Source organism: Paenibacillus sp. GYB004, from assembly GCF_036577605.1.
In the GTDB taxonomy this organism is placed as follows: Bacteria; Bacillota; Bacilli; order Paenibacillales; family NBRC-103111; genus Paenibacillus_AB; species Paenibacillus_AB oceani.
Genome location: NZ_JARBDB010000009.1, coordinates 62,497 through 86,044 on the forward strand (window position 1 = coordinate 62,497; position 23,548 = coordinate 86,044).

Here is a 23,548-nt window from a genome sequence, read left to right on the forward strand (position 1 = left end):
ATCCTAAAATATCCTATTGTTAGGAGTGAACCATTTTTCTTGGGGGTGCCTGATTTGTTATCCCACATCCGGAATGAGTTTGAGGACGATTATACGAATAATCATCTGCATGACCTTCCTTTTTTCATTAAATATTGTTGGACGGATATCCATTTCCAGATGAATTTCCACTCCCATTACGGGTACGAATTGTTTTTCCTGCACGAAGGCTTGGGCAACTATGTGAATGACGGGTACATTTATCCGTTCCAGGGCAATGATCTGATCATCATCGAACCGCACCAGATCCATAAAGCTTCTCCGGATTTTGGAAAGCGCTTTACTCGCACGGTCGTCAACTTCCTGCCGGAGTTTCTGAGCCCCGATTCCAAGCAATTGGTGGCGGATTTATTCGGCAAGGAATGCAGGCCCGAGAACAGACAGATCAGCCTCTGCCAGGTAAAACATGCTCCTATCTACGCCCTGCTCGAGCAAATGCATACGGAGTACAAGTCCAGGCATACCCGATTTGATCAAATGTTAAACATTTTGTTAAGCCGGCTGTTGCAAGAAATTCACCGGTTGTTCTTTAGCGACGCTCCCCCTGGCGGGAGGCCGCCCGATCGAGCCGACTCGGTCGTCAATCAAGTGATTCACTACTTAACGCTCCATTATGCGGACGAGATTCCGCTGGAGGATTTAGCGAAAAAGTTTTATATTTCTCCCTACCATTTGTGCCGCATCTTCAAGAAAACGACAGGAGAGACGATCAGCCGCTTCATTTTGTACACCCGGATTCATCAGGCTAAACAAGAACTTATTTTTTCCGATAGCTCCATCTTGGAGATTGCGACTAGAGTAGGCTTTAACAGTTATTCTTATTTCGGTCTGGTGTTCAAGCAGAACGAAGGGATGACCCCGAAGGAATACAGAAAGAAATTTAAGCAATCGAGGTACCTCTGATGGAAGGCGATGCCTGAAAATAAAGGGCGGAACCCGTCCGAACGACGAATTCCGCTGAAGGGAAACTATGGAGTTACTGGGCTTTTTTCTGCTCGAGATCTTTGTTGATCGCTTCTTCCGCTTCTCTCAAAGCGGTGTTGATATCTTTGTTGTTCAGAACGACTTCTTTGAACTTGCTTCGCACAATGTTGAAAGCGGCCGGATCGTATTTCGTAATGGAAGGTCGCGCGACGGCGAACTTGTTTTTGATAATGGCGTCTTTGTTTTTGCCTTTCAACAAATCGTTCTCCAGACCGTATTCCTTCTTGACCCGGTCCGTGCTCAGCACGCTAGGTCTTCCCAGCCTGGCTTCCGCTACCTGTACTTCTTCGGATAAAATATGGGCGATTGCCATAAAAGCCTGATCCTTGTGCTTGCTCGTCTCTGAAATGCCGAGAAAGGGAGCAAACATCTGGATCGTCCTTCCCGGCGCTTCCTGGAAGGAGGGCAGGGTGGCGACATCCCAATTAAGTCCGTTTTTCATCGCATCGGGCAAAGCGCCAAACATAAGCGTAGAAGCAAACATGGCTAAATTTTTGTCTTTGAGAAACAGGGTGCTTGCCCGCCCACCGTAATCGGCCGGCTGCGGCGTCGCGCCGTCTATCGCATACACTTGCTTCAAGCCTTCGAACAACCTTTTCCACTTCTCCGTATTAACCGCGGCTTTCATCGTCGCAGCATCCACAACGGGCAGAGACAACTGGTTATTCGGAATGAGGATATGTTCCGAGAAATCGAGCCCGCGGTATTGAATACCGCCGTCCACCCTCGTTACTTTTCGGGACAGCTCGATCGCTTCCTCCCAGGTCATCCCGTCCTTCGGGTAAGGGACGCCAAATTTGTCGAAGATGTCCTTATTGTAGTACAGCACCGCTACATTGTGTCCGCGGGGAAGCGCCAATAACCTCGCATCTCCCGTGTACGCCCGCACCTCGTCCATCACCGCCGGGTCGATGCTGCTCAGATTGAAATCCAACTTTTTGACGAGCGGCGTCATATCATGGAGCACCTTCAGTTCGCTGTAGACGGGAATATCCCCGCTGCTGTCGCCCATAATAATGTCGGGAACGGTTCCGGCCGCGATCAGGTCTTCGATGTAGGAGCCTTTCTCCTTCTTGACCACCTTCATCGTAATAAAAGGATATTTGGTCTGGATCGGGTTGATAATCGCCGATTGCATCAGCTCATCACCCATGCTGCTGTTGAAAATAGTCAGGGTTACCGGTTCCGTACTTACGGCCGCTGCCGCCTCTTTCACCGGCTCTTCCTTGCCTCCGTCCGTATTCGGGCTTGTTCCGCCCGCACATCCCAGCACAGTCGCCAACGTCAGCATCACGACCGAGCTTTGTGCCACCCTTTTCGTTGCCTCTCTCACTTAAAACCCTCCTCTACGGTTTGTAGTCCGATTATACATAGGGAGAGTCCATTCATTCTCTTCCGGTATTGATCCAAACTCTAATAATATTGCTGCTTTCCAGCCGGAACGTTTTATTTTAAACGAAATTTCCTCTATGTCCTTCAAGATGAATGTGCTAAAGTAAAGGTCAAATTGATGTACGGAAAGGCGGGTGGAGGATATGCACGGCATGATCAAGTATATGGCGGAGGTCGTACGCACCATTAAATTTACACATGTGCTGAACGGGACGGGTCTGTCCTTTTTTGGATATACGGATCAGCACATCCTTCAGCCTGCAGGTCGAAGCCGTTAGGTCGAGATATCCCTGACGCTCTTCTCATCCGAAGCTATGGAGTGCTGCTCTATAGCTTTTTCATTTTTTTGGGAAAAGGATGAGAATGGTGAATCGGACAAAACTTGCGGCGAATCTACCGTTATTTTACGTGTACTCTTTCTTGAATTCATTTATATTGGACCGTGCGATCTGGATGCTCTTCCTCGTCTCCCAAGGCTTCTCGCTGACGGAAATTGCGCTGATCGAGTCGGCGTACCACTGCACGATTTTCCTGCTTGAGGTGCCTGCCGGTTATGTAGCGGATCGTTACGGCAAACGAGTCAGCTTGCTTATGGCCGAAGTGGCGGGGGTCATGTCGTCGGGCTTGCTGCTCGCGGGTGGGCACGCATCCATACTTGTGGCAGGGTTTATACTGGGCGGTCTGGTCGGCACGTTCCGGTCGGGAGCGACGAGCGCCTTGATCTACGAGACGTTGAAGCAGCTCGGCAAAGAAAAACAGTTCAAACGGTACAACTCCCAGCTGTCTGCCGTCATGCTGGTCACTTTGGGGATTAGCGGCGTGGCGGGCGGCGCCTTGTCGGATATCGGCTGGGCGTGGGTGTACGCCGGTAAAATCCTTTTAAGCGCGCTAACCTTCGCGGTCGTGTACGTCTTGACCGAACCCCTGGATTCCGCCGAGGGTGCGGGAGAGGGAAAAGAAGCCTATTCGTTTAGGAAGCAGCTTCGGCTGGCCTACGAGTTCGGGAGGACGAATTTGTCGTTCGCTTCCCTTTGCTTGTACGGGGCCGTCCTTTATTCCATGTCGTGGTCGGTCGCGTTCTACAGCCAGGTTGTCTTCCAGTCGGTCGCTCTGAGCAATCAGCGGATCGGGCTGGTCAACGGGCTGGAAACTTGGCTGTCTGCGGCGGTTGCGGCTGTAGCGTTTATAGGGGAACGCCGGCTTGGCCAAAAGGGGACGATTGTCGTTGCCGGTATCGGCTATATGATCTCGCTGTGCTTGTTCTCGATGTCCGGGGATGCGAAGTCGGCGGTCGCTTGCTTTTTCCTAATGGCAGTAGTGATCAGCTACCTGGAGCCTTTGATGGAGGCGTATCTGAATGAGCTGCTCCCTTCCCCGATCCGGGCGACGATGCTGTCGGTATTCAGCATGATGATCTCGGTCGGCATGATGATCACCTTTTCGGTTATCGGGTTTTTGGCGGATCGGACGAACGTGTCGACTGCGCTGCAAGAAGTATTGATCGTATGGGTACCGGTGTGCCTTGTTTGTATCGGTTGGGCGGTTAAACGGACGGAGAAGCGGAGCGGGAGTGAATGAGGGGCCCGGGTCCGGGACGGCGAGGCTGTTGTGATTGAAGGCGATCAAGTTACGTGGGAGAGCGCATAGTATGATTTTTACAATTACTCTTCGAAGATGAGGTGATCGTATCCGATGCTGTACCATTTTAGCGAAGACCCGGCGATCGAGCTGTTTATTCCGAGGGAGAAGCAGAACCGTCCCGGCTTTCCAGCCGTCGTCTGGGCGATTGACGAGGAGCACGAGTTCAGCTATTACTTTCCGAGAAATTGCCCGAGGATCGTATGCCGCAGGTCGCCCCAGACCAGTCCGGGCAATGTGGAGCGTTTTTTCGGGAGCTCCCCGGCGGAGATCATTGTAACGGTAGAGAGCGACTGGTATGCGAGAATCCGGGAGCAGACGATGTACCGGTATGCGTTTGAGGAGGAAGGATTCGAGCTGATGGACCGGACGGCCGGGTATTATATTAGCCCGCATACGGTGAAGCCGGTCGGCATGAAGCCGATGAATCATCTGATCGAAAGGCTGCTGGAGCGCGGGATCGAATTGAGATTTACGAGTAGCCTCGTTCCTTTGCGGGAAGCGATCCTGGCCTCGGATTTTGAAGGGTTCGGGATTCATCGGTTTCAGTATGCTAAGCAATAACGGATCTGGAGTCTTTGATTCAACCGCGCAGCGTTCTGGATGAGGAGACGGGAAGGCGCGGGCGTACGGTTTTGTTCGTCAGCCGGTATATCGCGAAGAAGTACACGGCGTCCAGCACGAAAATGAACACATACAAAACGCCGAGCAGTACCGATTGCGGATATAAGGAGAAAAACAGCAAAGAAGCCAGCGTCGTCCCCATCCATTTCAAGGCGGCGATTGGAACGGATTGCCCGCGTCTACCTTGATTGGCCAGCATCGCAAGAAAGAGGACGGACATCAGGAAATTAAGGCCGAATGCCGCATACTTTCCTTCCAAGTCGTCGAACTCCACCGTCACGGCCCAGACCAGAATGAAGGCTGCTCCTAACGACAGGCCGATTGCGGAGTAGCTTAGGGCGGGTTTCAAACGGCCGAATAGGTCGGACTGCGGACGGGCGTAGCGGATATACTGGAGCCAGATAATCAAGTCCAAAGACAGCCAGATCCAGTTGAAAATCAGCTGCACGGGCGGATGCGGATATACGAAAGAAAACAAAAACTCCCACCCGAGATTGCCGCACAAAGCGGCGAAAGGAACTCCGCACGTACGGTCCCGGTACCCCCGATAGATGATGAACAGATAGGCGGCCGTCCAGCAGACGCCGCTCCCTACAAGCAGCAGCAGTTCCACAATCGGCGGCAGCAGATGCGCTTGATCCACAGTTCCGCCTCCTTTCCCTGGCGTTTCGAGAAGTTCCCTCCATTGTATGGGGACAAGACCGCGGTTATTCCAGCCTCTTGTCCTCCGCTATTCCAGAACATACAATCTAACTAAGAGCAGCACTTATGGCTGTATTTTAACTTTGCATCGGATCACTCATCTTGTCTGAAAGGGAGGTCGCTGCCGGAGTGAACAGGCTGACAAAGCCCGTAATGCTGGTCCTTCTGACGTTATTGTTCAGCAATGTCTTGCTGTGGCTCCAGAAAGTCATGTCTTTGAATCCGAACCCGTATACGAACGGACATACTATCAGCTACACCACTTTAATTGTGGCGTATGGTTTTGCGATCGAATGGGTTGGGAATGAAAGAAAGTATATACGGGTCCGTAAAGTTTTACTGGGCTTATCTTTAGGGTTGCTGGTATTTAATTACGTTCCTCTTCTGACGCTCCACAGTACAATAGGGGTACCTGTGATCAGCATCTTTACGGAACCGATGACTTCCCCTGCCGGGAGAGTTATCGTAGGCATCGGAACTGGGATGGTGGCTGCCCGTTCCTTGTTAAGCAGCAGTCCTGGATCCGCTTGATCTTGGAACAGAACAGAACCGTCTATACCGGCTCTAACTGTCCATGTTTTTACTCCTTTTATGGTATAATGGGAGTAGTAAAAGTCGTTGACGCGGGAGTTGAGACGATGACCGACCTTTTGGAGCCAACCGTAGATTTTGTATTCAAACAAGTCTTTGGAAGTGAAGAAAATAAAGACGAGGTTTTGCTCAACTTCCTGAACGAAGTGCTGCGCGAAACCGAGCCCAAGCCGTTTGTCAGCCTGACGCTGCTAAATCCGCAAATGGACAAAGATGCGCTGACCGACAAGCAAGCGATACTGGATGTCCGTGCTCAAAATGAAGACGGCAAGCAAGTGAACCTGGAAATCCAAGTAACCAACAAATATGACATGCCGAAACGAAGTCTTTACTATTCGGCGAAAATGTATGAAGAGCAGCTTTCGGAAGGCCAATTGTACAAAGATTTGAAAAAGGTCATTTCGATTAATATTTTGACGTTTAATCAGGTGCCGAATGAACGTTTTCATAATACGTATCTTACGCGAAGATCATACCGGCGAGCTGCTGGTCGATGATATCGAGATTCATTTCATGGAGCTGCCGAAGCTGGGCCTGAGAATTAACAAGATGGATGACCGGCTGGTCAAGTGGCTGATGTTCATCAACGGTGCGCCGAAAGACAGATGGGAGGAACTGGCGATGGATACACCGGGCTTAAAGAAGGCGATGACCACGCTCGAATTTTTGAGCCAGAACAAGGAAGCGCGAATGCTTTACGAGATGCGTAAAAAAGCGCTTCTCGACGAACGGTCCGCGCTGGATTATGCGGAGACGCGAGGCCGGGAGGAAGGCAAACTGGAAGGCAAACTGGAGATTGCGGCAAGTATGCTGAAGAAAGGTTTGTCGGTGACGCTTATTGCGGAAGTGACAGGCTTGTCCGCAGCGGAGATCGAGACGTTGAACGAGCAGATTCATTAGAATATACTCTACTAATGAGCGGAAGAGAAGATCAGAGCGGGGGCTCTGGTCTTTTTTTAATAGGTTAAGTTCTTCACCGTACGAAAGCGGGTAAAGGGCGCCCTTGCTTGTCGAGTCATCTAGTCTCGCAAGGTGCTTATCGTTACTTATCGTGGACGTTCGGTTCTCTGTCCTGCTGCTAGCTGGGAGGAGGGAGAACCAAATAGGAGCGGTTTGCAGCTTTTATTTGGTCCGAAAACCGGCTTGGGCGCGGAATAAGAGCGGTTTGAAGCTGTTAATATCCGTGAAAAAGGCGCGGACCCCTTCTGGTGGCGGAAATAAGAGGTGCAAAACGCCTCTATTAGTCTCTTTCATCGCAAGACGCCGAAAATAGAATGTGCCAAAGACGCTTATAGGGTTAGGTAGCTCGTATGCCTGTCGTCTCAACGATCCCCAACGCGACCGGTTCGCAAAAAACGGGTTTATGGGCTTCATTCGGTGTCGGGTTGTTGCGAATCGAGATATTCTAAACCAAGGAAGCTGCCTCCTACGCAGGGACATGCATCGTGGAAAAGGCTTCGTTTAGTCGTTTAGAAGCTGATCTTACAAGCCGATCGTCCTCTTATGCCCCTTATACGAGCCTGCGCCGGGGAAGCCGGAACGGGCGAGCTCCATGAACGTTGGCGAAAATCCGTAAGAAGTCAGCTCGGATATCGGGACCATCCGCATATCGGTAATCGGAGTCGTCTCCAGCTCGTTAGTCGGCATCCGCAGATCCCCATCTGCCTTGCGCAGCAGAAACGTAGTGTGCACGATTGGCGGATCGGCTTCGGGCAAATCGCACAAATACAGCAGCTTGTCCACTTGAACCGACAGCCCCGTTTCTTCCGCCATTTCCCGGACGATGGCATGCTCCAGCGTTTCCCCGGCTTCGGCCTTTCCTCCCGGCAGCGACCAGTCGCGCGATCCGACCCGCTGCTTCACGAGCAGGATCCGTTCATCTTCTATCAGCACACCTGTAACGCGGACACGAAACTGGTAACAGTCCATGGGTTCTCCTCCTTACATTCAATTCCTGTTTGACACTACATCCTACCATAGGGGAGGACGGCGGGCAATGGGTCAGGAGGTTGATAAAGCCAAGTCGGAATGTAGAAAGTGGAAAAATAAGTATTGCTTTTAAGGGTAATTCATATTACTATTCAAAGTAACAGAAGTAACTTTTTGAAGTAACAAAAATTACTTCTTGAAGTAATAGGAGGAGAGCGACATGATGGATGATTTGCAGCTGAATGTGCCGCTGCTGCGCCGCAGAGTACCGAACTTAACCGCCGCAGCCAAAGCGGTCGGGCTTCGCCCTGCTACCGTATCCAACTTGTGCACGGGCAAAATTCCGGTCGGACGCGCTGAGGTGCGAACCTTGGCCGTTCTGGCGGCGCTGGCGGGTTGTACGCTGGATGAACTGATTATACGGGGCGCGGGTGCAGGCGTGCTGGAAACCGGGATCAAAGTGCTGGACTTGTTCGCTCCGCTTGTGCGGGGGGGAACGATAGGCATCGTGTCCCGGCCGGGTATGGGGCAATTGGTCATGCTGTCTGAGTTGCTCCGCCGGTTTGGCAAGCAGCGCGGATACGCCACCGTATTTTGGCGGCCGAGCGATGACAGCAAAGGAATAAGCGACGTTATCGAGGAAGCGGAGGTGACCGGCGCTACGGCGGATGAAGTGTACGAGGCCGTCTCCACATTTCGGGAAAGCCGCGACGTCATCCTGGGAGCGGACCGCTCCGTCGTATTGTCAGGCGAGCTGATGAAGCTGCGAGAACGGCTTCAAGAAGCGGGGGCAAGGCCGGTGACGATCATTTTGGTTGATGCCCGGGGGGATTCCGTGGATGAGGAGGCTCCTTACGGTCCGCTCGATACGCTGTGGAAATTCAATGCGGATATGGCGGCACGCCGGATGTTCCCGGCCGTCGACCCGATTTTCTCGACTTCGACCGTGATGGAGGGAGCGCAGCTTGAAGCTGTACATCTGACGATCCAGCAGCGGGCTCGGAAAATGCTTCGCCGTTACCGGGAGCTGCGCTCTTTGGTCGCGGCATGGGGGGCGGAGAAGCTGCCTGAGGTGGAGCTGGCGACTTACCGGCGCGGAGAGCGGCTGGAGACGTTTTTGTCGCAGCCGTTTTATGTGGCGGAGCCGGTCACGAACCGGAGCGGCGAGTGGACTTCGCTGCCGGATACGCTCGACAGTGTCCGTCGCATCCTGGATGGAGAGGCGGATGAGCTGGAGCTTCAGAGCCTCGCTTATATCGGTCGGCTGATGCCGGACCCCGGGGTGTCTTCCCGATAGGGTGAACAAACGGATGTTTGGTTTCGGTTAAGCGTTCCTGATAAGGCTGCCGGCAAGAAAGCCGGCAGCCAGAATACGTGCGGATGCGCTGAATAGTTGCCGGTGCCAGCCGGCAACCTGTACCCGTTCAACTCTGATATCCCCTTTCGTAAACGGCATTATAACGCCGTACTCCCCCACGGAGTGATCCGATAAACCCGCAACAGCTGCCTTTCAGTCCGAGCCGGCGTTCCCGGAGCTTTCAGGATAGCGCTTACTCGCCGCCGCAGCGGTGCGGTATTGCTGAGGGGTGAGCAGATAACGTTTTTTGAAGCACCGGCAAAAATAAGCCGGGTTCGGAAAGCCTGACTGTTTGCCCGCCTGATCAATCGAGATGGATGTATGGGCAAGCAGCAGGCAAGCCTCGTCCAATCTTCTGCGCGTTATATATTCGGTGATCGTTACGCCCGCGAAGCTTCGAAACAGATTGGACAAATAGCTGCCGGACAGATGAATGTCGGTAGATAATTTCTCCAGCGAGTAGTGTTCCTTGTAGTGCTGCTCGATCCATGCCTTAATTTTCTCCATATGGTGCGATTGACGATTCTGAGCCTTGCAGTCTTCCCCGGGAAGGCGGCGGATGTCAAACAGACGCGTCTTGAGATAAGACATAAACTGGGTTCCATAAATCAGAAACTGCTCCTTCCTCTCCAGGGCGGGGACGATGGACAACGTATGATCGATCGAGCCGAGCAGGGCGGTAAACTCCCCGTCTTGTTCCGGGCTTAGCTGGACGACCTGCTCCCCCGCCCGCGATTTCTCCAGGTAGGCGACGAAGCTCTCGATAGAAGGATACATCCGAATGTACGGATACAGCAGCGAAAGGTTAATTTTAAGGACGGAACGAAGCCGGGGACTTTCGAATCGGGTGAGGTGAACCTGATACGGCTGGATGTAGACAAGCGTGCGCGGCTTCAGCAGAAACAGCCGGTCGTTCAGTATGATTCTTCCTTCGCCTTCGTGAATGTACAGAAACTCCATGCCTTCATGCGCGTGGTAATATTCGTCCGGACAGCGCCGCATCCACGTTTTGTAGGAGAAGAAGTACAAATTATGATCGAATATCAGATGCGACTGTGTAAAATTGCGATTCATCTTATCATTTCGCCCCTTTGCACAAAGAATCATCTTCCTCTTCATTATAGATTAGGAATATTTTTACTGCAAACGTTTTCATAATCAGAACAATACAGTGCAACTATCCCGTAACCTCGGTCAACCGGCGGCGTGATATGATGATTCCGAATTGGTAGTTACCCAAAGGGGGAGAATCATGTGTCCAAAAAGCTGCTGTCCGTATTGCCGCTTGGCGCGATGCTGCTGGCGTCCGCTTGCGGAGCGAAAGACGGAAGTTTGCCGGCAAATAGCGATGTTCCCGCAGTGAGTCAAAAGGAACCTGTGACGCTTTCCGTCTTTTTCCCTTATCCGGCGGATTGGCCCGAAGAAGATTTTATGAGCACCTTCGGCCAGCCCATCATGAAGAAGTTCCCGCATGTCACGATCAAGTATATCGCCGGGGGCAAAATTCCGGAGCTGCTGGCTGCCGGGGAAACGATTGACATTATTTACGCCTCGATCGGCGCAACTCCGCCGTTCCTCCTCGAAAACAAACTGGAGTACGACATCAGTCCCCAGATCAAGAAGTACGGCTATAATCTGAATCATCTGGAACCGACGATGATCGATACGGCGAGGCAGCTGGCCGGAGGCGGCATCTACGGCTTGCCGGTGTACGTCCCTCCCTCGACGATTTACTACAATAAAGACCTCTTCGATAAATTCGGTGTAGCGTACCCGAAGAGCGGCATCACCTGGGACGAATTGTTCGAGCTTAGCAAAAGCTTGACCCGATCCGACGGAGGGGTCGATTATACCGGTTTTGCTTCCTCATACGGCCATCTGGCCATGATGAACCAGATGTCGATCCCGCTGGTCCGTACGGATACGAAAAAATCCGCCTTCGATACCGATGACAGATGGAAAACGTTCTCCGAGAACTTGATCCGTTTCTACAAAATTCCGGGATATGCCCACATCAAATCCAACCAGATTTCCGAACCGCACGAGCGCAACCGCTTTTTCAAAGACCGTACGGCAGCGATGTTCCTGTCGATGACCGCCTTGCACAGTCCGAAGGAGCTGGGAGATCTGAACTGGGACCTGGCCCCGTTCCCCGTATTCAAAGAAAAGCCTGATACAGGTCCGCAAGCGTACCCCACCTACTTCTATGTTACCTCGATGAGCAAGTCCAAAGACCAGGCGTTTGAAGTCATCGCATTTCTGACGACCGAGGAATACCAATCCCAGCAGCTGAAGGACGGCAAATTCTTAACAACTTTAAACAATAAGGCGCTGCGCCTGCAGTTCGGCCAGAACAATCCGATTTACGCCGGAAAAAACATAAAAGCATTCCAGCCGGACAAATATGCGCCCGCAGGCTCCGTGAACAAATACAACGGAACGTACCAAGGGGAATACAACAACGTCATCCGGGACGCCGTTCATAACGGCAAGGACATCAACACCGCGCTCCGGGAAGCGGCGGAAAGAATCAACAAAAAAATCGAAGAGACGGAGGCCGCTGCCGCAACTAAGTGACCGCCGTGGACCGGCATTCTACGCTAAAAAAGTTCTGACCTGTATAGATCCGGCCGCATGATACGTTCTATAGGAGGAAGAACAAAACCTATCACGTACAGGGAGGATGTCTGAAATGTCTAGCCCGTTCATAAACCGGATCGGCAGCATATTTGTCCCGGTCCAAGATATCGAGAAAGCGCGCGACTGGTATTGCCGTATACTGAACTTGCCGTTGGACGAGGCGCCGATCCACTTCGGTCACCTCTGTCCGCTTCCGATGGATGCTCCGGGACTTATTCTCGATACGATGCCGATGTGGGGCGGCAAGGAGCCCGGCGGCCCGCCGTCGTTTCAGACACCGGCCTTTATGCTGCTGACTGACGATATTGAGGCTGCCTACGGATATATGCACGACCAGGGCGCGGAACGGGTCACCGAGATCATGGACGGCAGCTGGTTCGCTTTCCGCGACCCGGACGGCAATCTGCTGATGGCCTGCAAACGATAAACCGATCAGCCATTCGGCCGTATGTATTGGAAAAGTCAGTAGAGGCCGGTGTCCCCAAAACGACTCGCATAATATGGAGCCTCCCGATCTCTAAACGAAAGGACCTCGCATTCCACTGTAACGTGGAGGCGGAGGTCCTTTTTCTCGAGGGAAATCTGTTCTAAACAGGGCTCGCAAAAACGCAAAATGACTTCGGAGACAGCCCCCTCAGTTTTTCGCTAGGAATCGCAGCCGTTACCGAATCGATATTCATATTTCATTTCATCGTTGCATAAATATACAATATAATGTATTATTATTTGTGAGGTGAACGGTTATGAAAATCGCTTTCGACAATACGCTTCCCGATCAGGGGAAAGTGGCTGCTCTTATACAAGCTTGCGGACTTGAACAAACATGGGATGCGGGACGGTTCTTCGATACGAACCCGGACCTGTGCCGCTTCGTGTCGGCCTACGACTCCGAAGAGCTCGTCGGCATCGGACGAATGGTGCATGACGCGGATGACGGCGGCAACAGCAGACTCGATATTGTCGTTCTGCCCGATTATCGCAGACGCGACATCGTCGATACGATTTTTAAGCTGCTGAAAACCCGCAGGTCTGCGATTGCCAGACAGGTATAGCCGCTTCGTTACAGGATAGATCCGCCTGCACGGGACCATACGGGCTCCCGTGTTTTTTGCTTTGCTTCGCAGGCGAATTGTTGTATAGTTGTTTTAACGCGAAAGCGGAAAGCCGTTTTCTGCGCAGCAGCAATACCGGCCAGATCAACAGGCAGCCGGATCTACCGCACATCCGCAAATGATGGGGACCCGCAAAAGTTCCGGACTCCGCTTAGGAGCACCTTTACTTTGCCGGGGGTTCGTAGCGGTCGCTCATCCTTGGAAGTACGTCGAAAGACGTTTTTCTTCATTTATAGGATGATTTGCCAATTCGTACAGGAGGTACACTCGGAGATGGATGAACTAAAGCTGAAAGTGCTTGAACTGCTGAAGGAGGACGCGCGTCGTACCCCGGACCTCGTAGCCACAATGCTCGGTGTCGATGTCGAAGAGGTTCAGCGAGCGATTAAGGAGATGGAAGCCGAGCATATTATCGTCAAATACGCTACCGTCGTGAATTGGAGCAAGGTCGACGACGAGAAAGTAACAGCGCTGATCGAGGTGCAAATTACCCCCGAGCGCGGCCGCGGATTTGACGCCATTGCCGAACGCATCTATCTCCACCCCGAAGTGAAATCCGTCTATCTGATGTCGGGCGCGTACGACCTGCTCGTTGAGGTTGAAGGGAAAAATTTGAAGGAAGTGGCGTCGTTCGTTTCCTCCAAATTGTCGCCGATCGAAAGCGTCCTTTCCACGAAAACTCATTTTATACTTAAAAAATATAAGCAGGACGGCATCATCTTCGAGGAGCATGTCGAAGATTACCGGCTGCACATTTCCCCATAAATTCCATAAAGGAAGAGTCCAATGATTAAACAAGAGCAATCCACCATAGAGAAGTACCGGGAATCCGGTTCGGTAAAACGGTTTTTGAATCCGCTGGTCGACGATATGCCGCCTTCGGGCATCCGGAAATATTTCGATTTGGCCAGCGGCAACAAAGAGATTATCTCGCTTGGCGTAGGCGAGCCCGACTTCGTAACGCCTTGGCATGTCAGGGAAGCGGCTGTCGCTTCGCTCGAGAGAGGACGCACGACGTATACCCCCAATGCCGGCCTGCTGGAGCTGAGAGAAGCGATCGCCGAATATTTGCATACCCAGTTTGCCGTCACTTACGAGCCCAGGAACGAAGTGATGGTGACGATCGGCGGCAGCGAAGCGATCGACCTGGCTCTTCGTTCGTTCATCTGTCCCGGCGACGAAGTGCTCGTGCCGGAGCCTTGCTACATTCCGTATGCGCCGATTACCGCGATATCGGGCGGAGTCCCGGTCGGAATCGAGACGTTCGCCAAAGACAACTTCAGGCTGACGCCGGAAGCGCTGAAGGCCAAAATTACGCCGCGTTCCAAAGTACTTATTTTATGTTACCCGAGTAATCCGACGGGCGGCATTATGACCTATGAGGATCTGCTGCCGATCGCCAAAATTGTCGAGGAGCACGATCTTCTCGTCATCTCCGACGAAATCTACGCCGAGCTGACTTACGGCTCCAAGCATGTGTCCATCGCCTCGCTGCCCGGGATGAAGGACCGCACCATTCTCGTGAGCGGCTTCTCCAAAGCGTTTGCGATGACCGGCTGGAGGATGGGATACGCTTGCGGACACCAGGATCTGATCTCCGCCATGCTGAAAATTCACCAGTACACCGTGATGTGCGCACCGGTCATGGGTCAGATCGCCGCCTATGAAGCGCTTACCCGCGGCATGGAGGAAAAGGACCGGATGATGGAGTCTTACAATCAACGGCGCCGCCTGGTCGTCAAAGGATTCCGCGACATCGGACTCGAATGCCATGAACCGCAAGGAGCGTTTTACGTATTTCCGTCGATTACTTCGACCGGACTCTCTTCGGACGAGTTCTGCGAGCGGCTGTTGCGGGAAGGCAAAGTGGCGACCGTAGCCGGGCATGTGTTCGGACTCGGCGGCGAAGGATTCATCCGTTGCTCGTATGCCACGTCCGTCTCTCAATTGCAGGAAGCGATCCATCGGATCGACGGTTTTCTTCGCAAATTAAACGGTTGACGCCGTAAGCGGCGTCGGCCAGGCTTGCGTCTCGGTGCGGCCCTCACGGGCACAAAACCGAAGTCCGGGGGTACTCTGGCTCCGGCGTCCTGCTTAGTGTTGTTCTATTGTTAATACATTACACTTTCCCTCTTCATTTGGTATAATGGAAATATCTCGCATTCAGCAGGTGACAGGGAGGGTTAGCTGTGATAGCTGCGGACATCGGAATAGACGGGGCGTCGCAGGACGCTCGCGTCACCATCGAGAAGCATCAATCGGCACGGCGGCCAATCCGAGAGAGACGCAAGTCCCGGTCACAGGCTGCGTCAGCCGCGATTGCGCTGGAAGCCGAAATAACGAGCTTGCGAAGAAGGATGGAGGATGCTTTCGTACGCTGCGAAAGTTTAACCTCCGACGATGTGATGACCGTAAGCCGGATTCTGGATGATAAAATCAACGACTATATGAGAATGATGCAGAAGAACTAGGGGAAACCTGGTTCTTTTTTTGTTGTATGAGAAACCAGGCATAGCTACTTCCTGCGGATAAGGGGGGCTCCCCCAATAGGAATGGGAATAAGAATAGGCTGCTAAGCTGAGCTTCCCTTTTTGGTGGAATACTCCGGCGCTTCTAGATGCGGTAAGACTTACGGAACTCAGACGGGCTAATGCCGTACGTCGCCGTAAAAACCCGGCTTAAGTAAAAGCCGTTCTGGTAGCCGCACTGGATCGCGATCTTCTCCAGCGTTTGCTCGGTTTCGATCAGCAGGCTGCGCGCCCGTTTCATCCGAAGTGCGGTCAGATACGCGATCGGCGACTGGCCGACGGCGGCCTGAAACCGGCGGGAGAATTGAGACTGGCTCAGGCACGCGTGGTCCGCAAGCTCCTTCAGCGAGATCGGCTCGTAGGCGTGGTTCTGGATGTACAGGGCGGCCGTCCGAATCGCCGGGTCTTTCGTGTAACGAAGGGACTGCTCATCCTGCCGCTCCGCTGCGTACAGAAACAACATGTCGGTGACCAGATGCTGCCTGTAGGCGAAATTGTCGCGCGTTTCTTTATTGGACATCTCCCGTACACAGTCGAAAGTAGAGGAATATCGGTTAATGCGGTGAAACGATATTTTGCCGTAAGGAAGCTGAGGTCCGGGCTCCATCGGTTGTCCGGCCGCATTTCTCCAGCTGAATTCGGCGAACAGAAACGACAGCGGTTTGTCCGACTTGCGGTGCAGCTTTACATTCGGAGGGCACAAGAGGATATCCCCGAACTTAGCCATCCCCGCCTCGTCCCCGATCCGGTAATGGAAGCTTCCTTCGTCCGCGGCCAAAATCACCCAGTGCTCGTACATATCCTCCGGCATCAAAAAGGGACGCTTGGTCAAGCTGTAGTACCAGCGGACCATCTCTACCTGAAACGACTGCTCCATCTCCGCTTGCCTCCCTTCCGCACAAAAAAGGATATGAAAGATAAGAAGTTGATGCATGTAAAACAGGAAACCTATCCTTTATTATGATATCAAGAAATGCGAAAATAAGATATGTAAAGGGAGTGCGGAAGATGAGAATGGAGAGCTTTCTTACGTATGAGCAGTTGAACGATTATCGCGAGAACGGGTATCTGGTGCTCCGGTCGGTTTTCTCCGAAAAGGAGACGGCGGTTTGGCGTCAGGAGTGCGAGCGGCTGATCAGTCTGGACGACTACATCCACCCGGACAACCTGCGGGTCGGTTACCGGAAAATGCCGGACGGCACGTCTGTTATCGAGAAATACGATCCGGTGCACGATCTGTCTCCCGTGTTTCGCGATCTGGCGCAGGACGAGAGAATTTTGTCGCCGCTGCGGGACCTGTATCTGGATGAGCCGCTGCTGTTTAAAGATAAGCTGATTTTCAAGCTGCCCGGCGTAGCGGGTTATACGATGCATCAGGATGCCGCGTGGTGGCAAGGCTTTCCGATGGAGGGGCTGATCTCCGTTATGGTGGCGATCGACGGAGCGACGGAAGAGAACGGCGGACTCGAGCTGTTTCCCGGCTATCATGACCGGCTCCGTTCGACTCCGGGCGTGCTGCGCAATATGAATCAGGAGGAAATCGCCGAGATCGACCTGTCCAAAGGCCAAATCGTCGAGACGCATCCGGGCGATCTGATCCTATTCCATTCGTTCACTCCGCACAGAAGCGGTCCGAATACGGCGAGTGTAAGCCGCCGCCAGCTGTATTTAACGTACTCGCCCTCGAAAAACGGGCAGCTGTACAAAGCGCACTACCAGCACTTTTACCGGTATGCGACGGTCGGCCGGGACGAGAAAAGCCTCAAAAACGTATATTTCAAATAAATGGATTTCGGTCCGCTCCAGTCTTCCGGTTCGCCGGAGGAAGGGAAAGCCTAACGAATCGTAGGGTGCTTATTGCTGAAAAACGACGTTATTCCAGACGTAACGAATCCGGGGATCGTTATTGAACCCTAAGTGGAGAAAAAACGATCCGATTTGCGGAAATAACGATACGAGAGTTCGTTACAAATTCAAACACTCGCATTCGGCTCTGATAACGGTTGCTGGGTTCGTTAGCGATACCACCGCAAAAAGACAACACGACCTGAGGGCGAGCGGCTGGAGCGAAGGAAGGGGGGGACCCATTCCCTTTCACGCGTTAGCGTATCGGTTTGCACGTCAAAGGACCGTCCGGACGCTTCCGGACGGTTTTCCTTATTCGCAGACGAAGCCTGCAGGAAGCGCTGGCGAGGCCGGACGGCGGCCGTCCTCCAACTTTCGTTTAGCGATTCCGCATGCTATCATAGAACAAGAAGTTTTTTTAGACGAGTGGAGGGGAAAGACCAGATGAAAGCGAAATTCCGGAGGGCGGGTCTGCTGGCTGCGGCTCTAATAATCGTGGCGGTGCTGATGACCGCATGCGGAGGGCAGAAGGCGGATATTTCCGTCTTTATGATGTTCCCGCAAAATTCGCCGTTTAACAAACAGGACGAGCTCAAAAATGCACTGCAGGCCAAGCTGGGGGAAACCCCAACCGTAACGTTCAGCGTCAGTCCGATCTTCGAGCCGCAGAAGATGATCGTCGAGCTCGCGGCGGGCGACCATGGCATTTTCGTTCTGCCCAAAGACCAATTCGACGCATTCAAACAGGAAGACGGGATGATCGATCTCGGCGATACGCTCAAGAAGGAAGATTTCCCTGAGGGCGTACACAACGGGACGCTGGTCGGCATTCCGCTGAAAGATACGAAACTGCTGAAGGATGCAGGTTACAAAGGCGAAGAAGTGGTCGCGTTCATCACCGTCCGCGTCAAGGACAAGGAAGCGAAAGCGAAGCAGGTTTTGAAAGCGATGGCGGAGAAATAGGCGGAACGCGTTGGATGAATCGAATAGGAGGGGCTGTCCCGACAGTGTTCGCTTGACATAGCAACATCCCCATTTCCGAACGCGAAAGGACCTCAATTTCCACACTAAAGTGGAAGTTGGGGTCTTTTTTCTCAAGGAAAATTGGTTCTAAGCGGGCTCAAGAAATCGCAAAATGACTTTTGGAACAGCCTCTTTTTGTGCGATTCAGACTTTTGACGACCCGCCCAGGGCGGATTTTGCAGGTAGAGATGCCCGAAATGGAAGCCACGCAACACCCAAAATCAACACAATCTGGTCATCGAGGGACAGGTGCAGGATTCGATGTCGGCTCAGGAGATCGCGAGCTTGTACACGCCGGAACAAATGAAGGCGGGCATCGTATTATTTGCGACGCTTCCGATTTTGATCGTGTACCCGCTGCTGCAGCGTCATTTTGTCAAAGGCGCGATGCTGGGCTCGTTGAAGGAGTAAGGGGCGGTTCCGGTGAAAGGTATGTAGGAGCGTCCAGTCGGCAGATCGGACTTGTTGCCGGTGCTTCGTAATCATCAAGTTGGCGAAGGAGTGGAGGAAGATGAAGTTTGCGGTAATGAAGCAAAGCATGACACCGCCGCAGCCTGTATTTATGGCCGGATTCGGGGCAAGAACCCGCAAAAGCGAAGGACTGCTCGACGAGCTGTACGTCAAAGCCGTATTGCTCTCGGAGGGCGGCAAGGATCTGCTGCTTGTCGTCTTCGACGCGCTCGGAGCGGACAGGGGATTCGTGCTCGGTGTCAAAAAGGCGCTCGGCGAGCGGTTCGGGCTGGAAGAAGCCGATATTTTGCTCCACTTCACGCACACGCACGCTTCGATTCACTTGACAGGCGAGCATCCGGAGCTGCGCCGGGGCAATTACAGCCTCGCCCAGGATCAGTGGCACGAAGACTCGGCCGCGATCGATTATACCGAAGATATCAAGTATTAATTCGTCGGGCGTGCCTGCCACAGGCTGGAGGACGAGCGTCCCGGAGAGATCGCGGTCTTCCTGCAAGGCGCCGCCGGCGATCTGAAGCCGCGTCATAGTGCAGAGGACGGCCGCTTCAAGGTGTGCTCGACCGCGGAGATGCAAGCCGCAGGCGACGAATTGGCGAGCGAGGTGGGCCGTGTCCTGACGGATGGGACGTATGCCGGGATCGAAGGTCCGTTCCGTTCGGAGCTGGCCAGCATCGACTTGTCCGCAGGGGCTCCCGACGAGCGGAAGATGGCCCAGTTGCTGAGCGGGGAGGCGGGCGAATTTTATCGCCGCGCGGCGGAGCGGACGATCAAGGCGGAGCAAAGGGGCGTCGTGAAGACGAAGCTTCCGCTCTATGTGCAAACCTGGAAGCTGTCGGATCGGGTTGTGCTCGCAGCGCTGGAAAGCGAAATCCCGACCGAATATTCGCTTATGCTGAAGCGCGGCTGCCCGGACCGGAAGCTGATCGTGCTTGGTTACTCCAACGGCGTTTATTCGTACATCCCGACCCGCCGCATTCTCAAGGAGGGCGGATACGAAGCGGATCACCCGTTCACGATCGGCTTCAAGAGCCGCTTTGTGCCCGAGATGGAGGAGCTGATTTTGCAGGAAGTGAGCCGGCAGATGAATGCAGGAATTACGGATCAGCGGCAGTGAGCGATAACAACTAGGCATGGATAGAGCCTAAGCGCTTGGGTAACCGGGCGCTTTTTGTCATTGCGCAGCTTGTCCTTGGGGCCCGGCTCTCGCGGCGAACCGGAATTCCGGAATCGACCTATGGAGAGCACATTTTAGAGGGAATCAGGAGGGGGACTCGGCGGGTTCGGTTTTCATAACGAGGACCCGCTTATTACGGTCGTATGGGGAGCGGGGAACGGCTGGCGGCACGCATGGCATTTGTACGAGATGTATTGTAAACCCGCCGGATATAGCCTATAATCGATCCGTAAGCAAGATGTCCGCAGACGGTTCGCCGCTGCGGAAGGAATCGCTGTCAACAGGTGCCCGGAAGTCAGCATGCGACCGGGTTAAAAGGGAAGTCGGTGCAAGTCCGACACGGTCCCGCCACTGTGATATAGGAGCTTCCTCCACTAGGCCACTGTCTGATGCAGACGGGAAGGCGGAAGAAGCAGCGCTTGATTATAGGGCGCATCCTATGAGTCAGGAGACCTGCCTGTTGCGTTTATGCACTGCTTCCTTCGAGGAAAAGGAGCCGGCAACATTCGGGAATTTCATGTATTCGTGCGGATGCGCGATTACCCGTGTTTGCTGCCCCCCTCCGGTCTAGGATGGGGGTTTTCTTTTGTGAGTCGGGTCGGAGGAATCGGGGGAACGTTCGTGCAAGGAGAGTAACTCTAAAGGAGAGGGAGCAACCATGAAGAAGCTGATCATGCTTCTGCTGTCCGTCACGCTTGCGTTCGCGCTCGCGGCATGCGGTCAAAAGCAAGAAGGGGGCGTCAAGGAGCCGGCGCCGGCAACCGGAGGTTCGGCTGCAACCGGCGGGGAAGCCGCAGGCAAAAAGACTTCCTACCCGCTTACGATCAAGGACGACTCCGGCAAGGAGTTTACGTTCGCGAAGGCGCCGGAACGCATCGTATCGCTGTCTCCGACAGAGACGGAGGTGCTGTTCGCGCTGGGGCTCGGCAGCAAGATTGCAGGCGTGTCGAATCTCGACGATTACCCGGAGGAAGCGAAAAGCAAGCCGAAAATGGGCGATCTGCAAGGAAATCCGGAAGCGATTATCGCAGCTAATCCGGATATCGTATTCGCAGGACTGTCGCTGAACAAAAATTCGGTGGCGAAGCTGAACGAGCTGAAGTTGAATTTGTTCCAGACGAACCCGAAAACGATTGACGCCGCGATCGAGCGCGTTCTTCTGTTCGGACAAATTACAGATACCCAGGCGCAGGCGGAGAAAGTCGCCGAACAGATGAAGAAGGAAAAGCAGCAGGTCACGGACGCTCTGAAAGGGCTGAAGGAAGACCAGAAGAAGAAAGTATATATCGAATTTTCCCCAGGCTGGACGGTCGGCAAAGGCGAATTCATGGACGACCTGATCACGCTGGCCGGCGGCGTCAACGTCGCATCCGACCTGCAGGGCTGGAAGCAGATCAGCGAAGAGAAGATCATCCAGTCCAATCCGGACGTCATCTTCTTCGCCAAAGGCGTTCCCGATCTGGAGAAAACGATCCGCAGCCGCGGTGGCTGGGACAAAATCAATGCGATTAAAAACAATAAAGTGATCGGGCTGGACGACAGTCTGCTGGCGCGCCCGGGACCTCGCATCACGAAGGCGCTTGCGGATGTCGCCAAAGCGATTTATCCCGATCTGGTGAAATAAATGAAGAAGAAGCTGCTGTTATGGGGAGGAGCCGGCATCGTGCTCCTTCTTCTTTCCGTCGTAGTCAGCTTGTCGCTTGGCTCTGCGCGGATTCCGATTCCCCATGTGTGGGGAATTTTGCTGAAGCAGGTACCGTGGCTCGGGGAATCGGTTCCGGTCATCTGGCCTGAATCGTCGGAGCAGATTATTATGAAGGTTCGTCTGCCGCGTATTGTGCTGGGCGTACTCATCGGAGGGGCGCTGTCGATCGCCGGCGCGGGGTTTCAGGGCGTATTGCGCAACCCGCTGGCCGATCCGTATACGCTCGGCGTCGCTTCGGGCTCGTCGGTCGGAGCAGCGTTTCTTATTTTATTCGGGCTTCATTATGCCTTATTCGGCATTTGGACGATTCCAATCGTCGCTTTTATTACCGGCAGCATTACATTAGGGATCGTGTTCCGGCTCGCCGGAATACAAGGGAAGTTCCGCACGGAGACGGTAATTTTGTCGGGTGTGGTCGTTTCGTCCTTTTTAAGCGCGCTCGTTTCCTTTATGGTGGCGATGTCTGCGAACAAGGTCGTCAATGAAATCCTGTTCTGGCTGATGGGAAGTCTCGCTTTGCGGGGCTGGCCGTATACGACGGTCGTTGCGCTGTACCTCGTGATCGGCGCCGTCTTCCTGATTCCTTACGGCCGTTCGCTGAATCTATTCGCACTTGGCGAGCGGCATGCCGCCCATCTGGGCGTCCAGGTGGACCGGACGAAGCGGAACGTCCTGATCGTCTCGACGATGCTGACGGCCGTAGCCGTATCGGTGTGCGGCGTCATCGGCTTCGTCGGTCTGATTACGCCTCATCTGGTCCGGCTGCTGGTCGGTCCCGATTATCGGCTGCTTATTCCGTTATCGCTCCTGTTCGGGGGGATCTACGTCTTGTGGGCCGATACGCTCGCCCGGATGGTGCTGAGTCCGACGGAGATTCCGCTCGGCGTCGTGACGGCGTTTCTCGGGGCCCCGTTCTTCGCCTACCTGCTCACGAGACAAAAGAAGACGATGAAAGGTTGATCGTATGATCGAGGTAAAAGGAATATCCAAGTCGTTCGACAACCGCACCGTCCTGGAGGAAGTGTCGTTTGCCGTGAAGGAAGGGGAGACGTTCGGTATCATCGGGCCGAACGGGAGCGGGAAATCGACGATGCTGAAGCTCATATCGGGGGTGGACCGGGCCGATTCGGGCGAGATCCGGCTGGACGGCAAGCCGCTTGGTTCGTTTGCCCGCAAGGAGCTTGCCCGGTGGCTGGCCGTATTGCAGCAGGATGCGCTGCCTCCGATCGGCTTTTCGGTGCGCGAAGTGCTTGAGATGGGGCGGTTTCCGTTTCAAAATTGGCTCGGGGACGAGCCGGACGATTTTTCCGGCCTGATCGACGCCATTTTGACGAAGCTGCAGCTGGAGCCTTTCGCCGACCGGTCGCTCGAATATTTGAGCGGCGGCGAACGGCAGCGCGTGGCGCTCGGTAAAGTGATGGCACAGCAGCCGCGGCTGCTGCTGCTCGACGAGCCGACCACCTTTCTCGATATCGGCTACCAGGTGCAGATGATGGACACGGTCCGCCGCTGGCAATCCGAGCAGCCGCTCACCGTCGTGGCCGTTCTGCACGATTTGAATCTGGCCGCTCAATATTGCGACAGACTGATGCTGATCCACCGCGGCGGCATCGTCAAAATCGGTACGCCCTGGGAAGTAATCGATCGGGAGCTGATCGCCATGGTATACGGCACCGAGCCGATCATCACGGCGCATCCGGTATCCGGAGCGCCTCAATTGCTGCTGCAGCCTGGCTTGCCGGAGGCGGACATGGGGCAGCGCAAGCACGTTTTGCCATTCCAATAACCGGGTAC

23 protein-coding genes, 1 pseudogene and 1 riboswitch are annotated in these 23,548 nt (G+C 53.8%); of the genes and pseudogenes, 19 read left to right on the forward strand and 5 right to left on the reverse strand.

The features are described 5' to 3' along the window. The first annotated feature begins 54 nt into the window (after positions 1-54). Positions 55-942, forward strand: coding sequence for an AraC family transcriptional regulator (locus PV433_RS05830; protein WP_332071243.1), 888 nt, complete (start codon positions 55-57; stop codon positions 940-942). 73 nt (positions 943-1,015) lie between these two features. Here PV433_RS05830 and PV433_RS05835 read toward each other — a convergent pair whose 3' ends face one another. Continuing rightward, complete coding sequence (locus PV433_RS05835; RefSeq protein WP_332071244.1) at positions 1,016-2,356, reverse strand: ABC transporter substrate-binding protein; 1,341 nt, start codon at positions 2,354-2,356, stop codon at positions 1,016-1,018. A 425-nt stretch (positions 2,357-2,781) separates the two neighbouring features. Between PV433_RS05835 and PV433_RS05840 the strand changes: the two genes are divergently transcribed. Further along, positions 2,782-3,993, forward strand: a complete 1,212-nt coding sequence (locus tag PV433_RS05840; RefSeq protein ID WP_332071245.1) for an MFS transporter — start codon at positions 2,782-2,784, stop codon at positions 3,991-3,993. A gap of 114 nt (positions 3,994-4,107) precedes the next feature. Further along, on the forward strand, positions 4,108-4,617 hold the full coding sequence (locus PV433_RS05845; RefSeq protein ID WP_332071246.1) for a DUF6886 family protein: 510 nt from the start codon (positions 4,108-4,110) through the stop codon (positions 4,615-4,617). 19 nt (positions 4,618-4,636) lie between these two features. Here the strand turns inward: PV433_RS05845 and PV433_RS05850 are convergent, their stop codons facing one another. Next, positions 4,637-5,320: a transmembrane-type terpene cyclase gene (locus PV433_RS05850; protein ID WP_332071247.1), complete on the reverse strand. Its 684-nt coding sequence runs from the start codon at positions 5,318-5,320 to the stop codon at positions 4,637-4,639. A 697-nt stretch (positions 5,321-6,017) separates the two neighbouring features. On the opposite strand from PV433_RS05850, the pseudogene PV433_RS05855 reads away from it, so the two are divergent. Then, positions 6,018-6,870: pseudogene (locus PV433_RS05855) on the forward strand (Rpn family recombination-promoting nuclease/putative transposase). A gap of 582 nt (positions 6,871-7,452) precedes the next feature. Here the strand turns inward: PV433_RS05855 and PV433_RS05860 are convergent. After that, the gene (locus tag PV433_RS05860) at positions 7,453-7,899 is read right to left on the reverse strand and encodes an NUDIX hydrolase (RefSeq protein WP_332071248.1); all 447 of its coding nucleotides are present in this window, start codon (positions 7,897-7,899) and stop codon (positions 7,453-7,455) included. Between the two features lie 223 nt (positions 7,900-8,122). Between PV433_RS05860 and PV433_RS05865 the strand changes: the two genes are divergently transcribed. Then, positions 8,123-9,196: an ATP synthase beta subunit C-terminal domain-containing protein gene (locus PV433_RS05865; RefSeq protein WP_332071292.1), complete on the forward strand. Its 1,074-nt coding sequence runs from the start codon at positions 8,123-8,125 to the stop codon at positions 9,194-9,196. A gap of 213 nt (positions 9,197-9,409) precedes the next feature. On the opposite strand, the gene PV433_RS05870 is transcribed toward PV433_RS05865, so the two are convergent. Beyond that, positions 9,410-10,330: an AraC family transcriptional regulator gene (locus tag PV433_RS05870; protein ID WP_332071249.1), complete on the reverse strand. Its 921-nt coding sequence runs from the start codon at positions 10,328-10,330 to the stop codon at positions 9,410-9,412. A gap of 180 nt (positions 10,331-10,510) precedes the next feature. Between PV433_RS05870 and PV433_RS05875 the strand changes: the two genes are divergently transcribed. The 6 genes from PV433_RS05875 to PV433_RS05900 all read left to right on the forward strand — a co-directional run bounded on the left by PV433_RS05875 (position 10,511) and on the right by PV433_RS05900 (position 15,479). After that, positions 10,511-11,833 (forward strand): ABC transporter substrate-binding protein, encoded by a 1,323-nt coding sequence (locus PV433_RS05875; RefSeq protein WP_332071250.1) that lies wholly within the window; start codon positions 10,511-10,513, stop codon positions 11,831-11,833. 115 nt (positions 11,834-11,948) lie between these two features. Next, complete coding sequence (locus tag PV433_RS05880; protein WP_332071251.1) at positions 11,949-12,323, forward strand: VOC family protein; 375 nt, start codon at positions 11,949-11,951, stop codon at positions 12,321-12,323. 316 nt (positions 12,324-12,639) lie between these two features. Beyond that, complete coding sequence (locus PV433_RS05885) at positions 12,640-12,948, forward strand: GNAT family N-acetyltransferase (protein ID WP_332071252.1); 309 nt, start codon at positions 12,640-12,642, stop codon at positions 12,946-12,948. Between the two features lie 333 nt (positions 12,949-13,281). Then, on the forward strand, positions 13,282-13,773 hold the full coding sequence (locus PV433_RS05890; RefSeq protein ID WP_190929179.1) for an Lrp/AsnC family transcriptional regulator: 492 nt from the start codon (positions 13,282-13,284) through the stop codon (positions 13,771-13,773). Between the two features lie 21 nt (positions 13,774-13,794). After that, on the forward strand, positions 13,795-15,009 hold the full coding sequence (locus tag PV433_RS05895; protein WP_332071253.1) for an aminotransferase class I/II-fold pyridoxal phosphate-dependent enzyme: 1,215 nt from the start codon (positions 13,795-13,797) through the stop codon (positions 15,007-15,009). 188 nt (positions 15,010-15,197) lie between these two features. Continuing rightward, positions 15,198-15,479: a Spo0E family sporulation regulatory protein-aspartic acid phosphatase gene (locus tag PV433_RS05900; RefSeq protein WP_332071254.1), complete on the forward strand. Its 282-nt coding sequence runs from the start codon at positions 15,198-15,200 to the stop codon at positions 15,477-15,479. Positions 15,480-15,621: 142 nt separating this feature from the next. Here the strand turns inward: PV433_RS05900 and PV433_RS05905 are convergent, their stop codons facing one another. Beyond that, positions 15,622-16,413 carry an AraC family transcriptional regulator gene (locus PV433_RS05905; RefSeq protein ID WP_332071255.1) on the reverse strand — a complete coding sequence of 264 codons (792 nt, stop codon included), beginning with the start codon at positions 16,411-16,413 and terminating at the stop codon, positions 15,622-15,624. A 131-nt stretch (positions 16,414-16,544) separates the two neighbouring features. Between PV433_RS05905 and PV433_RS05910 the strand changes: the two genes are divergently transcribed. The 8 genes from PV433_RS05910 (at position 16,545) to PV433_RS05945 (ending at position 23,540) form a co-directional block, all read left to right on the forward strand. Beyond that, the gene (locus PV433_RS05910; RefSeq protein ID WP_332071256.1) at positions 16,545-17,321 is read left to right on the forward strand and encodes a phytanoyl-CoA dioxygenase family protein; all 777 of its coding nucleotides are present in this window, start codon (positions 16,545-16,547) and stop codon (positions 17,319-17,321) included. A 504-nt stretch (positions 17,322-17,825) separates the two neighbouring features. Then, a complete protein-coding gene (locus PV433_RS05915) occupies positions 17,826-18,344 on the forward strand; it encodes a hypothetical protein (RefSeq protein WP_332071257.1) in 519 nt (172 codons plus the stop codon). A 321-nt stretch (positions 18,345-18,665) separates the two neighbouring features. Further along, a complete protein-coding gene (locus PV433_RS05920) occupies positions 18,666-18,815 on the forward strand; it encodes a hypothetical protein (RefSeq protein WP_332071258.1) in 150 nt (49 codons plus the stop codon). A 100-nt stretch (positions 18,816-18,915) separates the two neighbouring features. Beyond that, positions 18,916-19,305 carry a hypothetical protein gene (locus tag PV433_RS05925; protein WP_332071259.1) on the forward strand — a complete coding sequence of 130 codons (390 nt, stop codon included), beginning with the start codon at positions 18,916-18,918 and terminating at the stop codon, positions 19,303-19,305. Positions 19,306-19,425: 120 nt separating this feature from the next. Then, positions 19,426-19,989 carry a hypothetical protein gene (locus PV433_RS05930; protein WP_332071260.1) on the forward strand — a complete coding sequence of 188 codons (564 nt, stop codon included), beginning with the start codon at positions 19,426-19,428 and terminating at the stop codon, positions 19,987-19,989. A gap of 325 nt (positions 19,990-20,314) precedes the next feature. After that, a riboswitch (cobalamin riboswitch) is annotated at positions 20,315-20,524 on the forward strand. 183 nt (positions 20,525-20,707) lie between these two features. Next, the gene (locus PV433_RS05935) at positions 20,708-21,673 is read left to right on the forward strand and encodes an ABC transporter substrate-binding protein (protein WP_332071261.1); all 966 of its coding nucleotides are present in this window, start codon (positions 20,708-20,710) and stop codon (positions 21,671-21,673) included. Further along, positions 21,674-22,714, forward strand: coding sequence for a FecCD family ABC transporter permease (locus PV433_RS05940; RefSeq protein WP_332071262.1), 1,041 nt, complete (start codon positions 21,674-21,676; stop codon positions 22,712-22,714). A 4-nt stretch (positions 22,715-22,718) separates the two neighbouring features. After that, positions 22,719-23,540, forward strand: a complete 822-nt coding sequence (locus PV433_RS05945; RefSeq protein WP_332071263.1) for an ABC transporter ATP-binding protein — start codon at positions 22,719-22,721, stop codon at positions 23,538-23,540. Positions 23,541-23,548: the final 8 nt, after the last annotated feature.

Coding starts and splice junctions, on each gene's coding strand:
- PV433_RS05925 (WP_332071259.1), top strand. CDS start 18,916: ATGAAGTTTGCGGTAATGAAGCAAAGCATGACACCGCCGCAGCCTGTA.
- PV433_RS05905 (WP_332071255.1), bottom strand. CDS start 16,413: ATGGAGCAGTCGTTTCAGGTAGAGATGGTCCGCTGGTACTACAGCTTG.
- PV433_RS05870 (WP_332071249.1), bottom strand. CDS start 10,330: ATGAATCGCAATTTTACACAGTCGCATCTGATATTCGATCATAATTTG.
- PV433_RS05885 (WP_332071252.1), top strand. CDS start 12,640: ATGAAAATCGCTTTCGACAATACGCTTCCCGATCAGGGGAAAGTGGCT.
- PV433_RS05880 (WP_332071251.1), top strand. CDS start 11,949: ATGTCTAGCCCGTTCATAAACCGGATCGGCAGCATATTTGTCCCGGTC.
- PV433_RS05915 (WP_332071257.1), top strand. CDS start 17,826: ATGAAAGCGAAATTCCGGAGGGCGGGTCTGCTGGCTGCGGCTCTAATA.
- PV433_RS05865 (WP_332071292.1), top strand. CDS start 8,123: ATGGATGATTTGCAGCTGAATGTGCCGCTGCTGCGCCGCAGAGTACCG.
- PV433_RS05940 (WP_332071262.1), top strand. CDS start 21,674: ATGAAGAAGAAGCTGCTGTTATGGGGAGGAGCCGGCATCGTGCTCCTT.
- PV433_RS05895 (WP_332071253.1), top strand. CDS start 13,795: ATGATTAAACAAGAGCAATCCACCATAGAGAAGTACCGGGAATCCGGT.
- PV433_RS05860 (WP_332071248.1), bottom strand. CDS start 7,899: ATGGACTGTTACCAGTTTCGTGTCCGCGTTACAGGTGTGCTGATAGAA.
- PV433_RS05935 (WP_332071261.1), top strand. CDS start 20,708: ATGAAGAAGCTGATCATGCTTCTGCTGTCCGTCACGCTTGCGTTCGCG.
- PV433_RS05910 (WP_332071256.1), top strand. CDS start 16,545: ATGAGAATGGAGAGCTTTCTTACGTATGAGCAGTTGAACGATTATCGC.
- PV433_RS05920 (WP_332071258.1), top strand. CDS start 18,666: ATGTCGGCTCAGGAGATCGCGAGCTTGTACACGCCGGAACAAATGAAG.
- PV433_RS05945 (WP_332071263.1), top strand. CDS start 22,719: ATGATCGAGGTAAAAGGAATATCCAAGTCGTTCGACAACCGCACCGTC.
- PV433_RS05890 (WP_190929179.1), top strand. CDS start 13,282: ATGGATGAACTAAAGCTGAAAGTGCTTGAACTGCTGAAGGAGGACGCG.
- PV433_RS05845 (WP_332071246.1), top strand. CDS start 4,108: ATGCTGTACCATTTTAGCGAAGACCCGGCGATCGAGCTGTTTATTCCG.